The 22858-nt window shown below is 69.8% G+C and carries 22 protein-coding genes and 1 tRNA gene; 12 read left to right on the top strand and 11 right to left on the bottom strand.

The genetic code is table 11. The features are described 5' to 3' along the window. Positions 1–62: 62 nt before the first annotated feature. Both FHS13_RS19965 and FHS13_RS19970 read right to left on the bottom strand, forming a co-directional pair. The gene (locus FHS13_RS19965; protein ID WP_184293490.1) at positions 63–461 is read right to left on the bottom strand and encodes a hypothetical protein; all 399 of its coding nucleotides are present in this window, start codon (positions 459–461) and stop codon (positions 63–65) included. Between the two features lie 225 nt (positions 462–686). Beyond that, positions 687–1175: an NUDIX hydrolase gene (locus FHS13_RS19970; RefSeq protein ID WP_184293491.1), complete on the bottom strand. Its 489-nt coding sequence runs from the start codon at positions 1173–1175 to the stop codon at positions 687–689. A gap of 582 nt (positions 1176–1757) precedes the next feature. Here FHS13_RS19970 and FHS13_RS19975 point away from each other — a divergent pair. Together FHS13_RS19975 and FHS13_RS19980 are read left to right on the top strand one after the other, a co-directional pair. After that, positions 1758–1925 (top strand): hypothetical protein, encoded by a 168-nt coding sequence (locus tag FHS13_RS19975; protein ID WP_184293492.1) that lies wholly within the window; start codon positions 1758–1760, stop codon positions 1923–1925. Positions 1926–2037: 112 nt separating this feature from the next. Next, positions 2038–5034, top strand: coding sequence for an AfsR/SARP family transcriptional regulator (locus FHS13_RS19980; RefSeq protein ID WP_343065101.1), 2997 nt, complete (start codon positions 2038–2040; stop codon positions 5032–5034). Here FHS13_RS19980 and FHS13_RS19985 read toward each other — a convergent pair. Continuing rightward, positions 5001–5852, bottom strand: a complete 852-nt coding sequence (locus FHS13_RS19985) for an oxygenase MpaB family protein (protein ID WP_184293493.1) — start codon at positions 5850–5852, stop codon at positions 5001–5003. The genes FHS13_RS19980 and FHS13_RS19985 overlap by 34 nt on opposite strands. A 508-nt stretch (positions 5853–6360) precedes the next feature. Between FHS13_RS19985 and FHS13_RS19990 the strand changes: the two genes are divergently transcribed. Further along, positions 6361–6903, top strand: a complete 543-nt coding sequence (locus FHS13_RS19990) for a lytic polysaccharide monooxygenase auxiliary activity family 9 protein (RefSeq protein ID WP_184293494.1) — start codon at positions 6361–6363, stop codon at positions 6901–6903. Positions 6904–7393: 490 nt separating this feature from the next. Here FHS13_RS19990 and FHS13_RS21225 read toward each other — a convergent pair whose 3' ends face one another. The 3 genes from FHS13_RS21225 to FHS13_RS20005 form a co-directional block, all read right to left on the bottom strand. After that, on the bottom strand, positions 7394–7864 hold the full coding sequence (locus FHS13_RS21225) for a hypothetical protein (RefSeq protein WP_221443239.1): 471 nt from the start codon (positions 7862–7864) through the stop codon (positions 7394–7396). Between the two features lie 338 nt (positions 7865–8202). Beyond that, entirely contained in the window at positions 8203–8625 is a 423-nt protein-coding gene (locus FHS13_RS21985) for a CPCC family cysteine-rich protein (RefSeq protein WP_425491201.1), read from the bottom strand. Between the two features lie 470 nt (positions 8626–9095). Beyond that, the gene (locus FHS13_RS20005; protein ID WP_184293496.1) at positions 9096–9917 is read right to left on the bottom strand and encodes a transposase family protein; all 822 of its coding nucleotides are present in this window, start codon (positions 9915–9917) and stop codon (positions 9096–9098) included. A 1003-nt stretch (positions 9918–10920) separates the two neighbouring features. On the opposite strand from FHS13_RS20005, the gene FHS13_RS20010 reads away from it, so the two are divergent. From FHS13_RS20010 to FHS13_RS20020, 3 genes are all read left to right on the top strand, one after another. Further along, positions 10921–11719 (top strand): IS5 family transposase gene (locus FHS13_RS20010; protein WP_246405546.1). Its coding sequence is split into 2 segments (ribosomal slippage): positions 10921–11100 and positions 11102–11719, totalling 798 coding nucleotides; the frame shifts between segments, so codons are not numbered across the junction. Between the two features lie 157 nt (positions 11720–11876). After that, on the top strand, positions 11877–12122 hold the full coding sequence (locus FHS13_RS21600; RefSeq protein WP_246405526.1) for a hypothetical protein: 246 nt from the start codon (positions 11877–11879) through the stop codon (positions 12120–12122). A gap of 427 nt (positions 12123–12549) precedes the next feature. After that, positions 12550–12981 (top strand): hypothetical protein, encoded by a 432-nt coding sequence (locus FHS13_RS20020; protein WP_184293497.1) that lies wholly within the window; start codon positions 12550–12552, stop codon positions 12979–12981. A gap of 349 nt (positions 12982–13330) precedes the next feature. Here FHS13_RS20020 and FHS13_RS20025 read toward each other — a convergent pair. Together FHS13_RS20025 and FHS13_RS20030 are read right to left on the bottom strand one after the other, a co-directional pair. Continuing rightward, a tRNA-Pro gene (locus FHS13_RS20025) sits at positions 13331–13404 on the bottom strand. A 73-nt stretch (positions 13405–13477) separates the two neighbouring features. Further along, on the bottom strand, positions 13478–14395 hold the full coding sequence (locus tag FHS13_RS20030; protein WP_184293498.1) for a metallophosphoesterase: 918 nt from the start codon (positions 14393–14395) through the stop codon (positions 13478–13480). A 96-nt stretch (positions 14396–14491) separates the two neighbouring features. Here FHS13_RS20030 and FHS13_RS20035 point away from each other — a divergent pair, with 96 nt between their 5' ends. Beyond that, positions 14492–14947: a GatB/YqeY domain-containing protein gene (locus FHS13_RS20035; protein WP_184293499.1), complete on the top strand. Its 456-nt coding sequence runs from the start codon at positions 14492–14494 to the stop codon at positions 14945–14947. 54 nt (positions 14948–15001) lie between these two features. Here the strand turns inward: FHS13_RS20035 and FHS13_RS20040 are convergent, their stop codons facing one another. After that, positions 15002–17383, bottom strand: a complete 2382-nt coding sequence (locus FHS13_RS20040; protein ID WP_184293536.1) for a transglycosylase domain-containing protein — start codon at positions 17381–17383, stop codon at positions 15002–15004. A gap of 430 nt (positions 17384–17813) precedes the next feature. On the opposite strand from FHS13_RS20040, the gene FHS13_RS20045 reads away from it, so the two are divergent. Next, positions 17814–18143 (top strand): WhiB family transcriptional regulator, encoded by a 330-nt coding sequence (locus tag FHS13_RS20045; RefSeq protein WP_184293500.1) that lies wholly within the window; start codon positions 17814–17816, stop codon positions 18141–18143. Positions 18144–18191: 48 nt separating this feature from the next. On the opposite strand, the gene bagB is transcribed toward FHS13_RS20045, so the two are convergent. Together bagB and bagA are read right to left on the bottom strand one after the other, a co-directional pair. Further along, positions 18192–19340, bottom strand: a complete 1149-nt coding sequence (gene bagB / locus FHS13_RS20050; RefSeq protein WP_184293501.1) for an ArsA-related P-loop ATPase — start codon at positions 19338–19340, stop codon at positions 18192–18194. Then, a complete protein-coding gene (gene bagA, locus FHS13_RS20055; protein ID WP_184293502.1) occupies positions 19337–20368 on the bottom strand; it encodes an ATPase BagA in 1032 nt (343 codons plus the stop codon). The genes bagB and bagA overlap by 4 nt, the downstream gene beginning before the upstream one ends. Positions 20369–20494: 126 nt before the next feature. Between bagA and FHS13_RS20060 the strand changes: the two genes are divergently transcribed. Genes FHS13_RS20060 through FHS13_RS20075 form a run of 4 tightly spaced genes read left to right on the top strand, consistent with a single transcriptional unit; the run spans position 20495 to position 22754 of the window. After that, entirely contained in the window at positions 20495–20668 is a 174-nt protein-coding gene (locus FHS13_RS20060) for a DUF4177 domain-containing protein (RefSeq protein WP_073381827.1), read from the top strand. After that, a complete protein-coding gene (locus tag FHS13_RS20065) occupies positions 20669–21130 on the top strand; it encodes a RidA family protein (RefSeq protein WP_184293503.1) in 462 nt (153 codons plus the stop codon). It begins immediately after the preceding gene. Positions 21131–21145: 15 nt separating this feature from the next. Next, complete coding sequence (locus tag FHS13_RS20070) at positions 21146–21937, top strand: NUDIX hydrolase (protein ID WP_184293504.1); 792 nt, start codon at positions 21146–21148, stop codon at positions 21935–21937. A 10-nt stretch (positions 21938–21947) separates the two neighbouring features. Beyond that, positions 21948–22754 carry an MBL fold metallo-hydrolase gene (locus FHS13_RS20075; protein ID WP_184293505.1) on the top strand — a complete coding sequence of 269 codons (807 nt, stop codon included), beginning with the start codon at positions 21948–21950 and terminating at the stop codon, positions 22752–22754. The last annotated feature ends 104 nt before the right edge of the window (positions 22755–22858 follow it).

Raw genomic sequence — 22858 nt, forward strand, 5'->3', positions numbered from 1 at the left:
GGCGCCCGGTCGTCTCCCGTAGATGTCGTCTCACGTCCGCACGTGAGCGGAAAACACCGAGCCTAGTTCTTGCTGCCGGCCACCATGGCGATGACTCCCACGATCGCCCAGATCGCCAGGCCGAGGAACAGGCCGCCGAAGGGCGCCAGATTGACCAGGGCGTAGCCCACACCGCCCACCACGGCGGGAACTGCGGCGTACCGGAACGGGTAGGAGGCCGCGTAGCGCCTGCCGCGGCGGTCCGACTTCTTGCTGAGCACACCGCCGATTCCGCCCACGAGGGAGAAGAAGATCACGGCCGTGCCCAGGCCGCCCATGACGGCGGGGAGGAGACCGCTGCTCAGGCTGAGCAGGAAACCGAGGGCACCTCCGGCCGCACCTCCCAGGAGGGACGTCGTCCAAGGCCAGATCATCGTCGCCGAGGCGACGGGAGTGAATGCGTTACCGCGCTCCAGCGTCATGTCCACTGCTCCAGTCGAATCGCGTGACGACCGCTCTTCGCCGGGCCGTCCCCTCCAGCGTGCACCACCGGGGCCCCGCGCACATCAGGGCCCTTCCCTGATCTACCCCCGAGTCCGCGCCCCACCCTCCCGGGGTGGGGCCGCGGGCACCGGTGCGGCCCTCTCGGAGGGACAACGGTCGGAGGTGCCGCAAAGTGCCCGCGGCGCGTGAATCCGGTCCGGGCGTCAGGCCCCTGAGGTCTCCGAGGGGGCGCCCAGGCCTGCCAGCAGCTGCGGCCAGGCGCTTCGGAAGGCGGGCAGGAGCGGCAGCCCTCCGGCCTCGTCCAGGGAGACCCAGCGCACCTCCAGGCTCTCGGAGTTCCCCGGGTGGAAGGGCACCAGCTCCGGCATGCGCACCAGGAACGTGTCGTAGCGCCACACCGAGAGGTCGTGCTCGTGCACCCCCAGTACCGTGTACTCGCTCAGGTCGCCCGTGACCTCCTCCCGGAACTCACGTACAGCGGCCTCCAACGGGGTCTCGTCCCGGTTGCGGGCGCCACCGGGGATTCCCCACAGACCGCCCATGTGTGTCCACTCCGCTCGGTGCTGGAGCAGCACGTGGCCGGTTCCGGACATGTCGTCGGCATACAGCAGCAGCCCGGCGGCCCCGTAGAGACCCCACCTCCGGGAACCGTCCGGAAGGCTCACCCAGCCGTTCCCGTCGCCGTCCTGCATCGGGGCATCCTCCTTCACGAACCGTGTCGCGGGCGCTGTCCACTCCCTGTGGACAACCAACCAACACCGGTGTTTCATGCCCGCCATCCCCGAACCTATGGCCCAGCACACAGCTTCCGCAGCCCCTCGGCCGAGACCGTGCGCATCGGAAGGCGGGCGGTGGACGGACGCCGCGACACCGCGTGCTCTTGGGCACCATCGCGGAGTGCATTTCGGGACTTGTGTCGGAAAACTCGTGACACGGTGTGCGTGAACGGTTCTGGAAGGCGGGGGGAATTACTCGCGGGATTCGAACGAAATCCCTGTTCGGAGGCTGTAAGGAGACTGAAAGCGGGGTGGAAGAGGATCTCTCTAGTGTTGAACACGTTCGGCGCGGCCGGTTCCCCCCCCGAGAGGACGGCTCGGGGGCTCCTGGACCGGCGCGGCGTTCGTCGGACACATGCACCCGCGGTGAGCCTGAGGCGGAGGCCGCCGCGGGTGACCCGTCCGGTGAGGGACGGCGGAGGTTCCCCCATGATGCTGCGTAGACGGCGCAGAGCCACGTTGCGGCTCTACACGAGTGCTGTGAGAAAAGGAGTTCGCGTGCCGAAGATGCTGACCGTGGACGAGCGGTTCGAGGCGCTCGTCGCCGAGATCGGGCCCGAGGCGAAGATGGTCCCCCTGCAGGAGCCGGACCCCGAGAAGCCGACCCCGGCCGAGCAGGCGCCCGCCGAGGGCGCTCCCGCCGAGGAGGGGACCGGCGACCGGTAGGCGCCCGCAGGGTGATTCCCGAATTGCTCCGAGTACCCGAGGGAGGAGGTGCTCGGAGCTTTTGCCGTGCGGGATTCCATTCCGCCGAAATCCCCCTTGCTAGGGTTCCCCTGTGGAATTCGGAGTGCTCGGCCCCATCGCTGTGTGGTCCGGGGGCAAGCCGGTCCCGGTCGGCGGCCCCCGCCAGTGCTGTGTGCTCGGAGCACTCCTGGTCCACGTCGGCCGCGAGGTCACGGTCGACCAGCTCATCGACTACCTGTGGAGCGACCACCCCCCGCGCACGGCCCGCTCGGTGATCCAGGTGCAGATCTCCCACCTGCGCAGGGTGCTCCCCGACACCATCTCCACGACCTCGGGCGGATACGCCATCCACGTGGACCCCGACAGCGTCGATCTCCACCGCTTCCGCCGACTGCGGAGGGCCGCCGCCGACGCAGAGCCGGAGAAGGCCCTCGAACTCCTGGACCGGGCACTGGCCTGCTGGCGGGGCGTGCCCTTCTCGGGGGTCGGCTCCGAGGCCCTCGAGCACTCCCTGGTCGCCCCCCTGCGGAAGGAGCGCTGGAGCGCGGTCGTGGCCTGGGCCACCTGCGCGCTGGAACTCGGCCGGTACCCGGACGTGGTCTCCCGGCTCACCCCCCTGGTCGGGGAGGACCCTCTGGGGGAACGGCTGCACCACCTGCTCATCACCGCGCTGTGGCGGGACAACGAGCGCGCCCGCGCCCTGTCCGTCTACGAGGGGTTCCGCTCCCGGCTGGCCGAGGAACTCGGGATCGACCCCGGGCCCGAACTCACGGCACTGCACGGCCGCATCCTGCGGGAGGACGCCGAGCAGGTGCGCGAACTCCACGAGCGGACGGCCGAACCCGGATTCCGCTACGTGGCCCGCAGCGACCTGCCCCGGGACCTGCCCGACTTCACCGGCCGCCGGGAACACCTCCGCGCGCTCGAGGAGGCGGCCGCCGGCGAGGACGGCCACGCCAAGGTCTGCGTCATCACCGGGGCGGGGGGCGTGGGCAAGACCGCCACCGCGGTGCGCTTCGGCTACGAGGCCGCGCAGCGCTACCCCGACGGCCAGCTCTTCCTCGACCTGTACGGGTACACGGCCAACAAGGAGCCCCTGGACGCCTTCTCGGCGCTCGGCGCCCTCCTGCGGGCGGTCGGCGTGGAACCGGACGCGGTCCCCGACTCCCTCGACGAGAGGGCCGCCCTGTGGCGGGCGACGCTCATGGGGCGCAGGGCCCTGCTCGTCCTCGACAACGCCGTCAGTTACGCGCAGGTCAGCCCCCTGCTGCCCTCCTCGCCCGAATCGCTCACCCTCATCACCACGCGCAACGAACTCCCAGGCCTCAGCGGTGCGCGCTTCCTCTCCCTGGGCATGTTCGACGAGCGTTCCGCGCTGGTCCTGCTCGGCCGGGTCCTGGGAGAGGAGCGTGTCCGGCGGGAGGAGCGCCAGGCCAGGGAGATCGTCCGCATCTGCGGGGGGCTGCCCCTGGCGCTGCGGGTCGTCGCGGCCCGCATGCTCAGCCGGCCCAGGTGGTCCTTCGCCCACGTCGCCCGGCGCCTGGGTGAGCAGAACCGCAAGTTCCGCGAGCTCAGGGTGGAGGGGCAGAGCGTCGAGTCGGCGATCGACCTCTCCTACCGCAGCCTCAACGCGCAGCAGCGGCGGGTGTTCCTCCAGCTGGGGCTGATGATCGGCAAGAACCTCGACCTGGCCGGCGCGGCGGCCATGCTGGACATGACGGTGGAGGACGCCGACGACGTCCTCCAGGAACTCGTCGGCGTGTGCCTGCTGGACGAGCCCCAGGGCGACGTCTACCAGCTGCACGACCTCATCCGGGCCTTCGCCCTGGACCGCTCCGCCGACGTGCTGGGCGACCGGGAGGCCGAGGCCGCCAGGACCCGGCTGGCCGAGTACTACCTGGCCACGGCGCAGCGCGCGGCCGAGCTCCTCGGCCCGAGCGTGCGCGACGACCCGGGCACCGCGGGGCCCGTGCACCGGACGGAGCTGTCGGGGCGCGAGGACGCGGAGAACTGGTTCTCGCTGCACCGCGAGAACCTCGCGAACACGATCGACTACTTCGCCTCGCGCGACAGCGGCGACAGCGCCTGGCGGATGGCCGAGGCCGTGTGGCGGTTCTACGCCATCAACGGGCAGATGGGGCTCTTCGTCAGCTCGCACGAGAGAGCCCTGCAGATCAGCGACCGGCAGGGCAACCGGCGCGGCCGGGCGGTGACCCTCATCGGCCTGGGGATCGCCCACTACCTGTCGGGGCGCTTCGACGACTCCCTCGACCTCCTCAGGGAGGCCCACGACCTTCTGGAGGAGGTCGGCGACGAGCGGGGGGTCATCCGCGCCCTGTCCAACCTGGGGATGGTCTACGAACGCCTCGGACGGTTCGGCGACTCGATGGCGGCCATCCGCAAGGTGCTGGACCACGCGGTGGAGACCGGCAACACCAAGATCGAGGCGCTGCAGTGGAGCAGCCTCGCCGTCCTCCACCAGACCCTGGGCGAGTACGAGGACGCACTGGAGTGCGCGGAGAAGGCCCTCCTCCGCGCCTCGGAGGAGGAGCTGGGGGAGGTCAGGTCGGTCGCCAAGCGGGTCATGGGCGAGGCGCAGACCGGACTGGGCCGCCTCGACACCGCCTTTCGGGAGCTGAAGGAAGCACTGGAGCTGACACTGAGGCTGCGCCTGGTGGGGCACCAGATCTACGTTCACAACTCCCTCGGCATCGCCCACCGCGCCGCCGGGCGCTGGGACGAGGCCGTCGGCGCGCACACCGAGGCGCTCGTGCTCTCCGAGCGGTCGGGGGACCGCAGCGGTGATGCCGAGATCCTCACCGACCTCGGCATCACCCACGCCGCGGCGGGACGGCACGAGGAGGCCGCGGCGGCGCTGGGGGAGGCGTACACCGTGGCGGTGGAGCGCGCCGAGCGCTACGCCGTGGCGCGCGCCGCGCTCGCGCTGGGCTCCCTTCCCGCGTCGGTGACGCCCCCGGACCGGGCGGCGGCACTGCTGCGCGAGGCCGAGGAGATCTTCGCGGACCTGGGCCTGGCCGGCGTGGAGCGGGCCCGTCAGGCGCCCGCGGGCCCGGCGGCCGCCGGCTGACCGGACGCGACCCGCCCGGAGCCGCGACCCCGGCGGCGCGGGCGCACCCATCCGCCGTTCCGCCGCATGGAGCGCAGGCACAGGGTGGCGGGCAGGGTCCGCACCGAGCGCGGCAGCCGCGGGTAGACCGTCCGGGTCGTCGCGACCACCGCGTCGAACACCCGTTGCCGGCGGTCGGACCACGGCAGTCCGAACGCCTCCCGCATCTCGGGGGAGAGCAGTCCGGTGGTCAGCAGCTGCTGCAGCGGCATCAGGATCCGCAGCAGCGGTTGCTGGGGGTGGAACAGCTGCCGGGTGATCTCCCGCGCCTCGTCGCCGATCTTCAGGCGGGCCGTCTGCTCCGCCCAGTAGGCGTCGAACTCGGCGGGGCCGGTCGGCCACGCCTCCTCGGACAGGCCCAGTGCGGTGCCGAGCACCGCAGCCTCCCGCACGTAGGCCGCGTACTCCTCGTCGTCGAGCCCGCCCATGGTCATCCCGTACAGGCGAGCGCCCTGGTGGCACAGGGTGGCGGCCACCCACAGCAGGAGGTCGTCGTCGAGTGCGCGGTAACCCGGGCCGGTCACCTTCTTGTGCATCGCCCGCACGATGGCGTGCAGGCGCTCGCGCTCGGCGTCGGTGCCGTAGACCGTGCCGTACACGTAGTAGAGGGTGCCGATCAGCCGTGCGAACGGTCGGGTGGCGAAGGTGCTGTGGTCCCCCACCCCTCGCGCCACGCTCGGGTGGGCGATCTGGAGCAGCACGGCGTAGCCGGCGCCACCGAGGAGAGAGGCCTCGGCGGTGACTTGACGCAAGGGTGACTCGCGGGAGGAACGAACCATACCTCGGATCGTACGTCAGTACCCCATACCGAAGTAAAAGGCTTTTGACGTGGCCTTTTGCACAAATCCGGCAGGCCCTTCGGAACCCCGGACCAGGGGAAACCCTGCCCTCGGTAAGGGGAATATGGCGGCATGGACAGGTCTGCCGTTCCACCCTTGGGCTGAACCGATTGGTCCACCCGCCGCCCTCCAGGACCGGTTCCCTCCTGCCCCTGTGTCACTCCTGTTCACAGGCGAAGCGGCACGGCGCCGACGGCCGTACCAGTGCCGCGGCCGCGCGGATTGGCTCTTCCACCGGTCCGGTCGCCCGGTCCCCGGCGCCCCCACCAGCGGCCTTGACCCCCCGTCACCGCCTACCTACATTCTCGGCAGCGGGCGGGGTCCCCGTGGGCCGTCGGCGCACAGGGGTGTCCGAACCCCTCCCGTGCCCGTCCTGGACCGGTTCCGGTCCTGGTCATCCCGCTACCCGCCCCCGCGTGCCGGGGGCCGTGACCCAGAAGGGCCTTCCATGCAGACCACCACGTCCCCCCGGAGCCGCCGCAGGTTCCGTTCGGTGTCGGCCGTCGCCGCGGCGACCGCCCTGTTCTTCACCCTCATGCCCGCCGGGGCCGCCAGTGCCCACGGCTACATCTCCTCCCCCATGAGCCGCCAGGCGCAGTGCGCCGCCGGCATGGTTCCGTGCGGCGGCATCCAGTGGGAGCCGCAGAGCGTCGAGGGCCCCAAGGGCCTGACCAGCTGCTCGGGCGGCAACGCCCGCTTCTCCGAGCTCGACGACGACAGCCGCGGCTGGCACGTCACCCAGGTGGGCACCTCTCAGACCTTCACCTGGAGGCTGACCGCCATGCACGCCACCGCCACGTGGGAGTACTTCATCGGCGGTCAGCGCGTCGCGGTCTTCGACGACGGCGGCGCCCGCCCCGGCGAGATCGTCCAGCACACGGTGGACCTGTCCGGCTACAGCGGCCGGCAGAAGATCCTCGCCGTGTGGAACGTCGCCGACACCGCCAACGCCTTCTACGCCTGCGTCGACGTCGACGTCCGCAACTACTAGGAGGCCCCCGCCCCGGAAGCAGCGGGGACCGTCGCCCCGTCCCGGCCCGGCCCGCACCGGATCGGGGCGGGGCCTTTCCTCACCACACCGGTCCCGCCGGCCACCGCGACACGCATGCTCTCGTTTCCTTCTCCGTACGCTGAGAACTGGCGGGCCCTGGCCTCCTGGTGGAGGAGCTCCATACCCCACACGGGGGACATGGTGAGCGGGATTTCTGGCCGTGGCGGGGGGTAAGGCTGGTCTTACTCCCATGCCACGGCCGCTCGTGCTGGGCAGAGGCTCGGTCACCCCGGCAGCGCCGACACCGGCCCACCGATCCCTGAGGCCCCGACTGGGGAAGCGAAGAACGGGTGCTCACCTGCCTGGACACCGTGTAGACGGTCCATGGCGCACGACAGTGCACGCATGACGGGCGCCTGCCGGCCTTTCCGCGGGCTGCGAAGTAACACGGATCTCGCGCTCGGTCGGCTGCGGCCGTGCCGAGGAGGCCTTACCCAGAGCCAGGACGGTGCTGATACCGATCGAGCGTGGATTTGGTGGTGGAGGCGTCTTGAAACACCAGCTCCCACGGGCCGGTGTCCACGTCGAAATCCTTCCCGAAGCCAACCCACTTTCCGGCCATTCGTCGTCCGGTCGGTTCGATCAGCAGCTGGATCGCTCCGTGATAGCGCGCGCCGCGATAGTAGCCGTCCTTGGACGTCTGCTCGGTCCAGGTGCCGGTGCAGACCGTGCCGTCAAGGGTGAGATCCATCGTCAACGAAGATTCCGATGAGCCGGGGATGCTGCGCACGGTGAGTCGTTCATCGTGCTGAAGCAGGACTACGTAGTGCTCTCCGGTGAAGCTGGAACCTCGGCCGGTGCTGACGTACTCGTAGCGCGAGAGCCAAACTCCTGAATAGTTGGCGTATTGGCTGACCTGGGTCACAGCGGTGTCTGGCTGAAACTCGTCATGAGGGGCCATGTCCTGTCCTCGGTCGTGATTGACGGGGCGTACCCCCGGCACCGACGGAGCGAACCCGAGAGCTTCGATGGGTGCTCCTAGAACGTCCTCCAGTGCTCGAGCGTAGCTGGGCCTCGGGGTTACGACAGTGCCTGCTTCCCAGCGCTGTACGAGCCGTTTCGACGCCCCATCGACCCCGGCGTCACGCAGGGCTTCAGCTTGGGAAGCCGAGAACGCCTCGGTCGAGTGACCTCGCGGCCTTTCTACCTGCGCTGACGCGGTCTGTCTCTCGGTAATTCCCCGTGGTTGTCCGTCTGATGTAGCACAACAAACGAAGAGAGAAGTTGCAGACCAGAGCCTCATGACGACGCGTGGCCACTGTGCCAGAACGAAGGGAGCCACCAATAGAGCATGGAGCGGTCTTCCGGCCATGGGAGACGTTCCTCTGCTTCCCAGTCTTCGAAGGAGTCGCGTGTGAGATCGATCGGGAGCCATGCCGGATCGAGCGGCTCGTCGGCTGTCGGGGGCCTGCTGAACAGTCGACCGACTTGGTCACATGCGCTGAAGCTCTGGTAGTTGCGTTGAGCCTCGACCAGGGAGGGTCTGTTCGCTCCGCCCTCCATGGTGGACCAGCGGAGTTGGACTGCGTCGTCCTCCCAGAAGCACACAGGGCAGGTCTCATGGGAACCGAGCGGCTCGTCCAAGACCAGATGTCCGCAGCAAGGGCACGGGTGGCGTCGGCTCATCCGCACAGCGTAGGGAGGAGCCGGCCCGCGTGCCATGGCTTTCGGCGGTCAGGGCTGTTTCAAAGTCGGGGTCGTGACCCATCAGCGCTGATCACAGCCTCGTAGCGATCCGGTCGAAGCTTGCACCGACGAGCAACGGAGCCCGCGAGAAGATCAGGGACTCTCACATCTCTGACTTCCAGAGGGACTCCGTTGCGCCCCCAGCCTGTCATGCCCGCCACCGGGCCCATCGGCCTTCTCGGTAAGTTCGCCCCTGGCCGATCCCCGCTCGCCGCGGGGCCGCCACCACAGCCTGACCAGCGTCGTGCTGTGCGCCCTGTGCACGATGCTCGCCGCCTGACCGACGGACCGGCCTCACCCCTGCCATGTGCACCGCGCCCTTGAGTGCTCGGACAGGGGAAAACGAAGAACGGGTGTCCACCTGTGTGGACACCCATTCCTTTGTCGGGGTGGCGGGATTTGAACCCACGACCTTTTTGTCCTGAACTCGAATCAGTGAGGTGATCTCAGTGAGTTTGCTTCTCGATATTGGTCAGAGCCAACGCGGCTTGCACGATCGCGCCGATTTTGGACGGGCTCATCGTGGTGTGGCGCAGCACTCTCCACCGTCCGGTCAGGACCGCCATCGCGCGCTCGCCGATGCACCGCAGGCCGCGTAGCAGCCGGTTGTAGGCCCGGTCATCGACATGCCAGCGATGCTCGTCGACCTCGGGCGGACGTTTGATCGGCGTGCGCACCCCCACACCAGCGCCGTCGTAGCCGGGATCGGCCAGCACTACCACCCCGTCGGCCGTGGCCTTGTGCACAAGCGGAAACACGTGCCGGCGTGCGGCGGTGATGTCGGGCGTGGACCCGGGCTCGACGTCGGACACCCATAGCGGTTCTCCTCGGGCATCGGAAAGGAACTGGATATTGCCGCCGTGGCGGTGTTTGTGGCCGCTGTACCAGAGGTCGCTTTGACCGGAGGGGCCAGGCTCCGAACAGCGGTCGGAGACAAACAGCTTTCCGTCAAGGATCAGGGGATCGTCGGGGGTGGTGCGGGCGTGTTCGAGGACCTGGTGCAGGTCGGGGGCCTGGTCGGCGAGCACGTCGATGCCCTCGTCGACGTAGCGGTAGCCGGTGGCCCGGGAGATGCGGTTGTCCCTGGCCAGGGCGTCGATGGCGGTGCCGTCGCGAAACCACCGCAAGACCAGGACTGCCTGTTTGTAGCAGGTCAGGGCGCGGGTGCCCGTGCGGGTGCCGCGGCGTTGGCGTTCGGCGTTCAGCAGGGCTGAAAGGTGCCAAACGGTGGCCTGGTCCACGTCGAGGGTGGCAGTATAGGGAACCACGTGGAGCCTTTCAGGTGGTCCGGTGGAGATTCGACACCTCGCCTTCTACCTGGGGCTCCACGTCTGTGTCAGGGGAACGGAAATTCACCCATGGATGCACTTCTCGTCTTTATTGCCGGTTTTCTACTGCTTCCCGATTGCTGAGATCACCTCAGTGGGAGAGCTTTCTGGGTGAACCGATTGTGAGCTGCCCAGAGGACATCGGCAGGGCCCGCCCCGGTCCGCATGCGTACGTCTCCTGTGGCCCCCCATATGGTCTCCTCATAAGACCCCTGCGCGGGAAGTTCACGGCCATGATGGAAACACCTTCGCCTGGTAGGCGTGATCTCAGGAGGTCGGTTCTCGGGCTTGCGCACACGGATCCTCAAGGGCCACTGTCGTCGCTCGCTGAAGCTGGCAGTTGTCCACTCAAGGGGTCAGGAGGCTTGGCAGATAGGGGGTGTCGGTAAGCGGAGTGTGTCACCAGGTGCCAAGCAACCGGTGAGTAGCTTGTCGATGGTTCTCGCTGTTGCGATACTGAGAGAGCGCTGAATTGAGCTCAGCACTGCTGGGTTCCGGACTGTTTGTACTCGTGGCTCTCATGTTCCGTCACCTTCCCAAGCCTGTCGGTGCTGTTCAGACCGTTCGCGAGAGGATGATGGCCATGGTGGTTTCCCTGAGGGATGCTGGTCGCCAGGTGGTTGCCAGCGTCTGTGAAGGTGTCGTTGGCGGAGTCTGCTCTGCCTTGATGATGGGTGCAGCAGTGCCGGGCTGAGTTCAGCGAAACGATGGCGTGCTGAAGGCCCTACACATCGAGCGGATGTAGGGACTTCGTCTGACTCAAGCGAACATTCTCGCTGCCTGGCGACGCGCCCCTTGCCGATGCCTCAGGTACGGCCTGCCATGTGTCAGTTCGCAGAACGGGGCGCTGGTCATGCGCGCACGGGCGCCAAGGAGCCCGATAACCTGCCTCTTTGATAAGAGCTCATCTCATTTGGGTTCTCGGTAACCTGCTCCTGTGTCGATGGCGGAACGGCTGGTGCCGGACGAGCTGTGGGAACTGTTCCAGCGAGTGGTGCCCGAAGCACCCACCCGTCCCCAGGGCGGCGGGCGGCGCAGATACGGCGACCGCCAAGTCCTGGCCGCGATCATCTTCGTGGCCACCACCGGCTGCACCTGGGCCCAGCTTCCACCGGTGTTCGGCCCCTTCCGGTCCGACCGCGCACCGGCGGTTCACCGAGTGGACCCGGGCCCGGGTCTGGGCCAAGCTGCACCGAGTGGTACTGGACGAACTCGGTGCCCGTGGCGAGGTGGACCGGTCGCGGTGCGCCATCGACTCGGTGAACATGCGGGCCCTCACAGGGGGGGACCTGACGGGCCCGAATCCTGTGGACCGGGGCAAGAAGGGGTCGAAGATCCATCTGATCACCGACCGGGCCGGTCTGCCGCTGTCCATAGCGATCTCGGGGGCCAACACCCACGACAGCCAGGCCCCGCAACCCCTGGTGATGGGGATACCCCCGATCCGCTCTTGCCGCGGACCCAGCCGACGCACACCGGACAAGCTGCACGGCGACAAGGGCTATGACTACGCCCACCTGCGCCGCCGGCTGCGCAAACGCGGGATCGTGCACCGCCTGGCCCGCCGGGGTGTGGAGTCCTCGCAGCGGCTGGGGCGGCACCGGTGGCAGGTGGAACGCACGATGGCCTGGCTGAGCGGATGTCGTCGCCTACACCGCCGCTACGAGCGCAGAGCTGATCACTTCCTGGCCTTTGCCGACATCGCCTGCACCCTGATCTGCTACCGCAGACTCACCAAATGAGATGAACTCTGAGTGCACCCAATCGACGCGCGCTGGAACTGCACAGCGTCGGTATGTCCACCGCCTACTTCGAGGCTCAGGGGTGGTCCGTCAAGGACGTCGGGGCCACGGAGTCCTACGACCTGCTGTTGAAGCGGGGGGACGCCTGCATGTGGAGGTGAAGGGGACCACCTCCGAGGGCACCCAGGTGATCCTCACACGTGCCGAGGTCGACAAGCAGCGCGAGCTCGCGCCCGAGAACGCCCTGGTGGTCGTCCACTCGATCGGCCTGGACCGGAGCGTGTCACCACCCACGGCGAGCGGTGGCGTCCTACACTGCACCTCGCCGTGGGAGATCGAAGAGGAAGATCTCACGGTCGTCTCCTACATTTACCGATCCGGGGTTGAGCAGGCCTCTGAGTAGCTCTCCGCGCCAACACGCTTTCTAATCCCGCATACGGGCGTTCGCCGCCGGTCGGCAGTGTGCTGACCAAGGAACGGAACTTTGGGGCGGACCAGTCCAAACGGCCCCGGACCGCTGGGAATGAGACTAAAACTGAGGCTACGAGACGGCCCTCAGAACGCCTGTGAGCAGCGACTGATTGGACACGATGGGATCGCTCGCGGGTGCTCAGTCAGGTTCGGCCAGCAGGAGCCATCACCCGCGCCTACAACCTCCACCGCGGCCCTTACCTGCACCTGGAGCGACAGCGCCGGGCACAGCAGGCAGAGCAGAATCGGCGCAGGGGCGACCTGCTGGTGCAGACCTCGCCTTCCGCTCCCGTTTTCGATGACATGGCCGAGCTGCGCGATCTGGTGCGTACAGCCATCGCGGTTGGGGCGGTGCGGCGATGACCCCCGACCCCTTCCACTTGATGGCCGATCGGGAGGCCCTGACCGCCTGGGCGCGGGAACACGGCGTGCGGGTGCGGGTGGCTGGTGAGGACTGGGAGTCCATCACCTACGAAGCCACCACCTCCGGACCGGACGGAACCTCGGTCGTGCGACGGTACCGGTGCGTGCTACCCCCGGCTATGGCGCTGCGACGGCTGCGGCTGACCTACGTGGTCGGCCTGTGCCACGACGCCGGCGGGGCGGTCTGCAACCACGTCCGCCGCGTCGTGCCCCCGGTGCTCTCCGCCGCCGACGAAGCAGCCCGCCACGACGTCACCTTGGTGGCCGCAGCGCTGGTGGAGGCAGAACGCCGCGCGGTGTGCGGTGCCACGGTGCACAACCTCGCCGTGTACACCGTGCAGCGTGCCAAGGATTGGCGGCCGTACTGAGAAGACCCCCGCGTGCCCTGCTGTCTGTCCGAGACCACGGGGCCCAGGGCACGCGGACCGTTCTTCGAATCGTGGCCAACCTGTGAGGACAAGCCGAACGCCACACGGGGACCTCGCCCACAGGCTTCCGCAACCGGAGGAACTCCACACCCCACGCGGGGGACATGGTGACCGGGATTTCTGGCCGCGGAGTGGGGTAAGGCCGGCCTTACCCCACGCCAAAGCCGCCCGTGCTGGGCAGAGGCGCAGCCGCACTGGCAGCGCCGACACCGGACCACCGCGCCCCCTGAGGGCTCGGGCGGGGGAAACGAAGAACGGGTGCCCACTTGTATGGACACCCGTTCCTTTGTCGGGGTGGCGGGATTTGAACCCACGACCTCTTCGTCCCGAACGAAGCGCGCTGCCAAGCTGCGCTACACCCCGAAGCAACGTCCCCAAGTCTAGCGGACATCGGGAGTGGTCGCGCACCCGGTTTCGGAGGAGACGCGTCACACGGTCAGGCGGCCACCAGGTCCAGCAGTGAGGCCTCCGGGCGGCAGCAGAAGCGCACCGGCGCGTAGGGCGAGGTGCCCAGGCCGCCGGACACGTGCAGCCACGCTCCCGCGTACTCGTGCAGGCCCCAGGCCCGCTTGCGGTCGATCCCGGAGTTGGTGACCAGCGTCCCGTAGAACGGCAGGCACAGCTGGCCGCCGTGCGTGTGGCCGGCGAGGAGGAGCTGGTAGCCGTCGGCCGCGAAGCGGTCCAGGTTGGCCGGTTCGGGGGAGTGCATCACCCCGAGGCGCAGGTCCGCCGTCGGGTCCGCCGGGCCCGCGACCTTCTCGTACCGGTCCAGCTTGATGTGCGAGTCGTGCACGCCGGCCAGGGCCACTTCGAGGCTGCCCGCCTTGAGGTGCCCCTTGCGGTTGTTGAGGTCCAGCCAGCCGGCGTCCGACATGGCCGCGCCCAGCTCCCGCCAGGGCAGGTCGGGATGCCGGCGCTTCTTGTAGTCGCTCTTGCTGGTCCGCCACAGGTAGCGGGCGGGGTTCTTCAGCTGCGGCGAGAACATGTCGTTGGATCCGTACACGAACGCGCCCGGCTTCTCCAGCAGAGGTCCCAGGGCGTCGATGAAGGGGCCCACGGCGTCCGGGTGCGCCAAGGAGTCGCCGGTGTTGACCACCAGGTCCGGTTCGTACTCCGCCAGCCTGCGGATCCAGTCGATGAGCATCCTGCGCCCCGGTGTCAGGTGCGCGTCGGAGAGATGCAGGATGCGCAGACGCGGGCTCCCCGGAGGCAGCAGCGGCAGCTCGTAGCGGCGCAGCCGAAACCAGTTGCGCTCGATGACCGACGCGTAGAACAGGCCTGCCGCACCCACGGCGCCCGTGACCGCCGCTGCCTGTCCGGCCCGGCGCAGCAGCCTTCCTCTGTCGGTCCCCATCAGTCCTCCTTCGTTGTCGAACGATCGTCTCAGATCCGCGCCGCAGCGCGGACAAACCATTGGTGGGGGCCTCCCCGCTCCCCGTAGGATCAGGCCATGGCCGAACTCAAAGACCGCCTCAAGAACGACCTGACCACCGCCATGAAGGCGCGTGACAAGGTGCGCACCGGCACCCTCCGCATGGTCCTGGCCGCGATCTCCAACGAGGAGGTGGCCGGTGACAGCCCCCGTGAGCTCACCGACGACGACCTCCTGCGCCTGCTGACCCGCGAGGCCAAGAAGCGCCGGGAGGCGGCCGAGGCGTTCGAGAAGGGCGGCCGCCCCGAGCAGGCCGAGGCCGAGCGGGCCGAGGGCGAGATCATCGCCGGCTACCTGCCCCAGCAGCTCACCGACGACGAGCTCGCCGCGCTGGTCGCCGCCGCGATCGAGGAGACCGGCGCCGAGGGGCCCAAGGGTATGGGGCTCGTCATGAAGGCCGTCAAGCCGCGTGTCGGCGAGCGGGCCGAGGGCTCCCGGTTGGCCGCCGAGGTCAAGCGGCAGCTGGCGGGCTGATCCGACGGAGAGGGGGCCGCGGCATTGTGCCGCGGCCCCCTTTCGTGTCCGGTGTCAGTCGTCCGCGCGCGCCATCGGCGTGGTCGCGGGTTGGACCTGGAACCAGTGTTCGTCGTCCTCCTCGGGAGCACCGGCCGTGCCGCCGCCCGAGCTGAGGAACACGTTGACCGTGGCCCCCTCCGGCAGTCGCGTACCCGCGTCGGGGTTGACCGCCGCCACCGTGCCCTCCGGCTGGGCGGAGCGGATCCGGGTGCCGGACACGTTCACCTCGTAGCCTGCGGCCCGGAGGGCGGCCACCGCGTCCGACTCGCTCTGGCCGACCACGTTGGGCACGCCGCCGGCGTCGGCGGCCGGGTCGGCGCTGGCCTCGGGCTCGGGCTGGCGGGGCGGGGACGTCGAGCCGAACTGGGACGGCGCCGACGCCAGCTGCTCGACCTCGAGGCCCTCGTGGGCGCCCCGCATGGTCTCCTGCCAGATCGGGCCGGGGATCGTCGCACCGTAGACCACGCCGAAGTAGCGGTCGCCGATGGTGACGTTGCGGAGCGGGTACTGCTGCGGGCCGCGCGGGTCGCCGACGAACACCGCCGAGGACATCTGCGGGGTGAAGCCGGCGAACCAGGCCGCCGCGGAGCCGTCGGTGGTGCCGGTCTTGCCGGCCGTCGGGCGGCCGATGCCCAGGGCGCTGGCGGTACCGCCGTTGAAGGTCTGCGACAGCAGGTAGCTGACGCCGTCGGCGACCTCCTCGTCCAAGACCCGCTCGCACTCGGGCTCGATCTCGATCGTGGTGTTCGACTGGTTGTCCACGATCGTGCTGATGGCCTGGGGCTCGCAGTACATGCCGCCGGAGGCGAAGGTCGCGTAGGCGTTGGCCACCCGCAGCGGGGAGACCTCCTCGCTGCCCAGGGTGAAGCTGCTGTTGGCCAGCGAGTTCTCGTTCTCGGTGAACAGGGTGCCGTCGGCGCGCTTGAGACCCAGCCTCTCGGCCATCTCCATCACGTCGCAGATGCCGACCCTGGCCTGGAGCTGTGCGAAGTAGGTGTTGGACGAGGCCTTGGTGCCCGACACCATGTTGTGCACGGTGCTCGACTTGGTGTCACCCGCGTTGCTCGGCGTCCACGTCGCCAGGGTGCCGCCGTTGCAGCTGCGCTGGCCCGAGACGGACACGCTCGTCGGAGAGTTGAACGCCGTGCTGTAGGGCAGGCCCTCGTCCAGTGCCGCAGCCAGGGTGATCGCCTTGAACGTCGACCCCGCCTGGAAGCCGATGCTGCCGCCCCGGTCGGCGTCGGTGGTGAAGTTGATGGAGGTCTCGCCGAGCTTGCTCTCGTCGGGGCCGTAGTTGCGGCTCTGCGCCATACCGAGGATGTGGCCGGTCCCCGGTTCGATCACGAGTTCCGCGGCCACCTTGCGTGACTCGTTGGTGCGCGGCACCCACTTGTCGACGGCATCCTGGGCGGCCTGCTGGGTCTGGGGGTCCAGGGTCGTGTGGATCTCCAGGCCCGCGGTGCGCAGCCAGCGCGCCCGCTCGGTCTCGTTGGGGCCGAAGCGCTCGTCCTTCTCGATCTCCTGCACCACGTAGTCGCAGAAGAACGGCTGGTCGCTGGGCACGCACCCGTTGGGCTCGGTGCTGAGGTCCACCTCCAGCGGGATCCCCTTGGCCTCCTCGGCCTCCGCCTCGGTGATGGCGCCGGTGGCGACCATGCGGTCGAGGACGACGTTGCGCCGCTCCTCGGTCTGCTCGGGGAAGAACCGGGGGTTGTAGAGGTAGGGGTAGCGGACCAGGCCCGCGATGGTGGCGGCCTGGTGCAGCTCCAGCTCGCTCGCGTGGATACCGAAGAAGTGCTGCGCCGCCGACTCGATGCCGTAGGCGCCGTCGCTGAAGTAGGCGATGTTGAGGTAGCCCTCGAGGATCTCGTCCTTGGTCATCCGCTGCTCCAGCGCGATGGCGTAGCGCAGCTCCCGGATCTTGCGCGAGATCGTCTCCTCGCGGGCGTACTCCAGCTCCTCCTGGGAGGTGGCCGCCTCGATCTGGACGTTCTTGACGTACTGCTGCGTGATGGACGAGGCACCCTCGGTGTTACCGCTCAGTGTGCGCAGGGCGGCGCGCATGGTGCCGGTGATGTCGATGCCGCCGTGCTCGTAGAAGCTGGAGTCCTCGATGGCCAGGATCGCGTCGACCATGACCGGGGAGATGTCGTCGATGGAGACGAGCTCGCGGTTCTGGTCGAAGATCTCGGCGATGACACCGCCCTCGCTGTCGTAGATCGTCGAACGCTGAGGAGGAGGCGGGGTCTCCAGATTGCTGGGCATGTCCAGGAAGCCGCTGGCGACGTTACGGGCCGTGATTCCCAGGCCGCCGACCGCAGGCAGCGCCAGTGCGGCAACGAGAAGGCCCGCGATGGCGCTGACGCCGACCAATTGGCTGATTCTTTGAAGCAATGTCCCCTGACCCACCCCATCAGACTAAGTGACCACGAACGCGCCCGAGCGTTGCGTTGTGGAACGGATAGTGCGCGAACACGACGAATCGCCCGTGTTGCGGCACGAGCAGTGCCCCCAAGGCATCTTTTCACGTGTCAACGCAGCGGGGCCGCTGTACGGTTCGCCGGCGCACACCCCTCCGACCCCCCTCGGAGGAGGGGCCGTGTCTCCGCGCAATGGCCCGAGCGGGCCATATCCAAGGAGACGGAAAGTGGGCCGAGTGGGTTCTGTCGGAACAGCGCGCCGGTCCGTAACTTCGAAACGGCGGGACGGTGACCATCCACCTCGCCCGCTAGCGGGAGCCTACCGTTTCCCATCCCCCTCACAGCACACGGTTCTCCTTCGCCATCCCATGATCACGGTGCACCGCACACGGGGAGTAGCGCACATGCGGACCTACCAGTGGACGACCAGAGCCAGGTGCCGCCGGGTCGACCCGGACGCCCTCTTCGTCCAGGGCGCGGCACAGAACCGGGCCAAGCTCATCTGCCGCGACTGCCCGGTGCGCGTCCAGTGCCTGGCCGACGCCCTGGACAACCGGGTCGAGTTCGGTGTCTGGGGAGGTACGACGGAACGCGAGCGCCGCGCCCTCCTGCGCAAGCACCCCGGCGTGGACAGCTGGGCCCCCCTTCTGGAGGAGGTCGTCCGCGAAGGGGACGAGGACCTCGCCCGCGAACTCGACCGCCACGCCGCGGACCACGGAAAGCGGGCCGCCTGACGGTGTGCCCCTTGGGGCCTCCGCTGCGCTTCATCCCGCCCGGCGGTCTCACGGGTGGTCGGGTGTGTCGGCGAGGGCGTCGCCGACGGCGCGCAGGTCGGCCAGGTCGTGCACGTCCTCGGCGAGGGCGGCCACCTCCACCGTCGGTACGCCGCGGTGCTCGGCCAGGAGGCGGTCCCGCAGCGCGATCTCGCGTCCGCGCAGGGCCACGCGCTCGGCGTGCAGCCGCAGCGCCGCCGCGGCCGCCGGATGCGTTCCCGCGGCCTCCAGGGACGCCGCCGCGGCCAGGGCCTCCTGAGCCCCGAGCCGGGCAGCAGGCCCCTCCGGCAGCGGATGTGTCCGGTTGACCACCAGCCCCGCCAGCGGCATCGCGTCCCCGGACAGGCGCTCCATGAAGTACGACGCCTCACGCAGGGCGTCCCTCTCCGGCGTCGCCACCACCACGAACGCGGTCCCCGACTCCTGCAGCAGCCGGTAGGTCTGCTCGGCGCGCTTCCGGAAGCCGCCGAACACCGCGTCGAACGAGGCCACGAACGCCCGCACGTCGTTCAGCAGCTGGGCACCCACGACCTTGCCGATCACCGAGGCCACCAGGCCGAACCCCGCACCCAGCAGCCGGAACGCGCCGTTGCCCTGGGCGCTCAGGAAGCGGATCAGCTTCCCGTCCAGGAACCGGCCCAGCCTCTTGGGCGCGTCGAGGAAGTCCAGCGCCGACCGGCTCGGAGGCGTGTCCACCACGATGAGGTCCCAGTCGCCCGACCGGTGCAGCTGGCCCAGCTTCTCCATCGCCATGTACTCCTGCGTCCCGGAGAAGCTCGTGGAGAGGGCCTGGTAGAAGGGGTTGGCCAGGATCTGTTCGGCCCGGCCGGGGTCCGCGTACTCCTCGACCACCTCGTCGAAGGTCCGCTTCATGTCGAGCATCATCGCGTGCAGGCTGCCCCGGGCCCCTTCGCTCAGCGGCACCGGGTGCGGTGTGTTGTCCAGCGACTCCAGGCCCATCGACTGCGCCAGGCGCCGGGCCGGGTCCACGGTGATGACCACGGTACGGCGGCCGCGCTCGGCCGCGCGCAGGCCCAGGGCGGCGGCCGTGGTCGTCTTGCCGACCCCGCCGGCGCCGCAGCACACGACGATCCGCGTCCTCGGGTCGTCCAGCAGCGCGTCCGTGTCCAGCCGTCCGCCGGCCTCAGGTCCGCTCACCGCCGCACCCCCTGATCGGCCAGGTGCCGCGCCAGGCCCTCCAGCGCGGCAAGGTCCACACCGTCCGCCACCAGGGGCAGGTCCAGCAGCGGCCGCCCCAGTTCCTCCAGTTCCGAGCGGATCCGCCGCTCCATGAGTACCCGGCGCGCGTGCGCGTCCACCTCGCCCGCCAGCGACGCGGCGAGGCCGGCGGGGTCCTCCAGGCCGGCCGCCTCCAGCCCCGCGGCGAGCTCCTCCCTGTCCAGCCGCCCCTCCGCGGCGGAGGACAGGTCCGCCTCCGGGAGCAGCGGCGGGCGTGCCATGTTCACCACGACCGCCCCTGGGTTCAGGCCGAGTGCGGCGATCTCCGCGACCCCGTCCCGGGTCTCCTGGGCGGGCATCTCCTCCAGCAGGGACACGAAGTGCACCAGGGTCCGCTCCGAGCGGAGGGCCTCCGTCACCTTGTCGGCGTGGCCTCGCACGGGACCCACCCGGGCGAGCCCGGCCACCTCGGAGGTGACGTTGAGGAAACGGCCGATCCGGCCGGTGGGCGGAGCGTCCATCACGACCGCGTCGTAGTGGAAGGGGCCCTCTCCCCGGCGGCGCCCGCCCTCGCGGCGCCCCACCGCCTCGGTGGCCTTGCCGGTGAGGAGCACGTCGCGCAGCCCCGGGGCGATGGAGGTGGCGAAGTCCACGGCACCCAGCCTGGTCAGCGCCTGCCCGGCCCGGCGGATCCCGTAGAACATCTCCAGGTATTCCAGGAGCGCCGCCTCGGCGTCGGCGGCCAGGGCGAGGACGCGGCCGCCGCCGGGCGCGGAGGCGACGGGGCGCTCCTCGGCGGACAGCGGCGGGAGTCCGAGGAGCGAGGCGACGCCCTGGCGCCCCTCCACCTCCACGAGCAGCACCCGGCCCCCGCCGGCGGCCAGGGCGAGGGCCAGTGCCGCCGCCACCGTCGTCTTGCCGGTTCCCCCCTTGCCGGTGACGATGTGCAACCGCACCCCCGCGAACGCTCCGGGGGAAAGCCGTGGTCCGTCCTCACGCTCGCTCACCCCACGGAGTCTATGCGGGCCGTTCGCACCGGACCCGGGGAGAGTGCCCGGGTGAGTAAGGTGGCGGCGTTGGCGCGCCCGGCCGCGACCGGCGGTCGGGACACCGAGCGAGTGGGATGGGAACACATGAGCAAGTGGGAGTACCAGACAGTGGCACTGCTGTCGCACGCCACCAAGCAGATCCTGGACAACTGGGGCTCCGACGGCTGGGAACTCGTCAGCGTCGTGCCCGCCCCGCTGCCGGAGGGCACCGACCCGCGCAACCAGCAGTACGTCGCCTACATGAAGCGGGAGCTCTAGATGGCGACTCCTGAGGAGCGGATCGCCGAGCTCGGCCTCACCCTGCCCGAGGTGGCCGCCCCGGTGGCCTCCTACGTCCCGGCGGTGCGCAGCGGCGACCACGTGTACGTGTCCGGCCAGCTGCCGTTCGTCGACGGCAAGCTGCCCGCCACCGGCAAGGTCGGCGGCGAGGTCTCCCCGGAGACCGCGCAGGAGCTGGCCGCGGTGTGCGCGCTCAACGCCGTCGCGGCCGTGCGCGCCGAGATCGGCGACCTCTCCGGCGTCGTGCGCGTGGTCAAGGTCGGCGGTTTCGTGGCCAGTGCGCCCGACTTCACCGGCCAGCCCGGTGTGATCAACGGCGCCAGTGACCTGCTGGTCCGGGTGTTCGGTGACGCGGGGGTGCACGCCCGTGCCGCCGTCGGTGTGGCGGCCCTGCCTCTGGACGCCCCGGTCGAGGTTGACATGATCGTGGAGGTCCGCTGAGCAAGGAGTGAACCGATGCCTGAGCCGAGTGCCGCAGCCGTGCCCCGTCCGGCAGCCACAGTCATGCTTCTGAGGTCCGCGGGGGAGGGCATGGAGGTCCTGCTGATGCGCAGGGTCCGCTCCATGGGGTTCGCGCCGGGCGCCTACGTCTTCCCCGGAGGAGGGGTGGACGCACGGGACGCCGACGGGGACCTTCCCTGGACCGGGCCCGATCCGCAGGAGTGGGCGGACGTGCTCGGCACCGACGTGCGGCAGGCCAGGGCACTGGTCTGCGCGGCGGTCCGCGAGACCTTCGAGGAGACGGGCGTCCTCCTGGCAAGCGAGCCGGGGGACGAGGACGTCACCCTCGACACGGACTCCGAGGAGTGGGAGCGGGACCGGATCGGCCTGGTCGACCGGTCCCGCTCCTTCACGGAGGTGCTGTCCCGCCGGGGCCTGGTGCTGAGGTCGGAGTGGCTGCGCGCGTGGTCGCGCTGGATCACCCCGGCGGTCGAGAAGCGCCGTTACGACACCTGGTTCTTCACGGCAGAGCTGCCGCCGGGGCAGGCCTCCCGCGACGTCGGCGGGGAGGCCGACCTCACCCTGTGGATCGATCCCGCCCGGGTGGAGGGCGAGTGGCGCGCGGGCCGGATGCCGATGCTGCCGCCGACCGTCGCCAACTGCGTGCAGGTCGCGGAGTGCGGGACCCTCTCGGGTGTGAGGAGGGAGAAAAGGGATATCGTCGCCATCGAGCCCGAAATTCGCAGGGTCGACGGTCAGGTCCGCGTCGTTCTCCCCGACGGGATCGACTATCCCCTTCCCGGCTGAGCGAGGTGCGATGAGGATCGACGGTTCCGGCACGCTGCGCGCCAGTTGCGTCCTGTGCCCCAACCCCGGACCGATGACCCTTGAGGGGACCAACACCTGGATCCTGCGCGAGCCCGGCTCGCGCGGCGTCCTGGTGGTCGACCCCGGCCCCCACGACGAACGCCACCTGGAGAGGGTGGCGCGGAGCGTGCAGGAACAGGGTGCCCAGGTGCAGATGGTGATGGTGACCCACCGGCATCCCGACCACACCGACGGCTCCCGCTACTTCGCGGAGCTGACGGGCGCCCCGGTGCACGCGGTGGATCCCGCGATGCGGATCGGCGGCGACGGGCTGACCGACGGCCAGACGCTCTCCTGCGACGGGCTGGAGGTACAGGTGATCGCCGCGCCGGGCCACACGGACGACTCGGTGTGCCTGTACCTGGAGGCCGACAAGGCGATCCTCACCGGCGACACGGTCCTGGGGCACGGCACCACGGTGATCGACGGGGACGACGGCCTCGCCCCGTACATGGAGACGCTCTACCGGTTGCGCGACCTGGTCCGCGAGCACGGGGTGCGCACCCTTCTGCCGGGGCACGGGCCCGTCATCACGGCGCCCGCCGCGGTGCTCGACTCCTACATCGACCACCGGGAGGCCCGGCTGGGGCAGGTGCGGGACGCGGTGGCGGCGGGTGCCGCCGGGGTGGACGACATCGTCGACCGCGTCTACCCGGACGTCGACGAGACGATCCGCTTCGCCGCGGAGTCGTCGGTGCGGGCCCAGTTGCGCTACCTCTCGGGGCGGGGGGAGCTGCCCGAGGGCATCGACGCCTGAGGACCCGTCCCGGGCCGGAGGCCCGGGACCGGGGGTCCTCGACGGAGCCCGGGGCGCGGTCGCCCGTCCGCCCCGGTGGATACCGTGGCGGACGACGGCTCGGA

This window comes from Nocardiopsis algeriensis (assembly GCF_014203695.1).
Taxonomy (GTDB): domain Bacteria; phylum Actinomycetota; class Actinomycetes; order Streptosporangiales; family Streptosporangiaceae; genus Nocardiopsis; species Nocardiopsis algeriensis.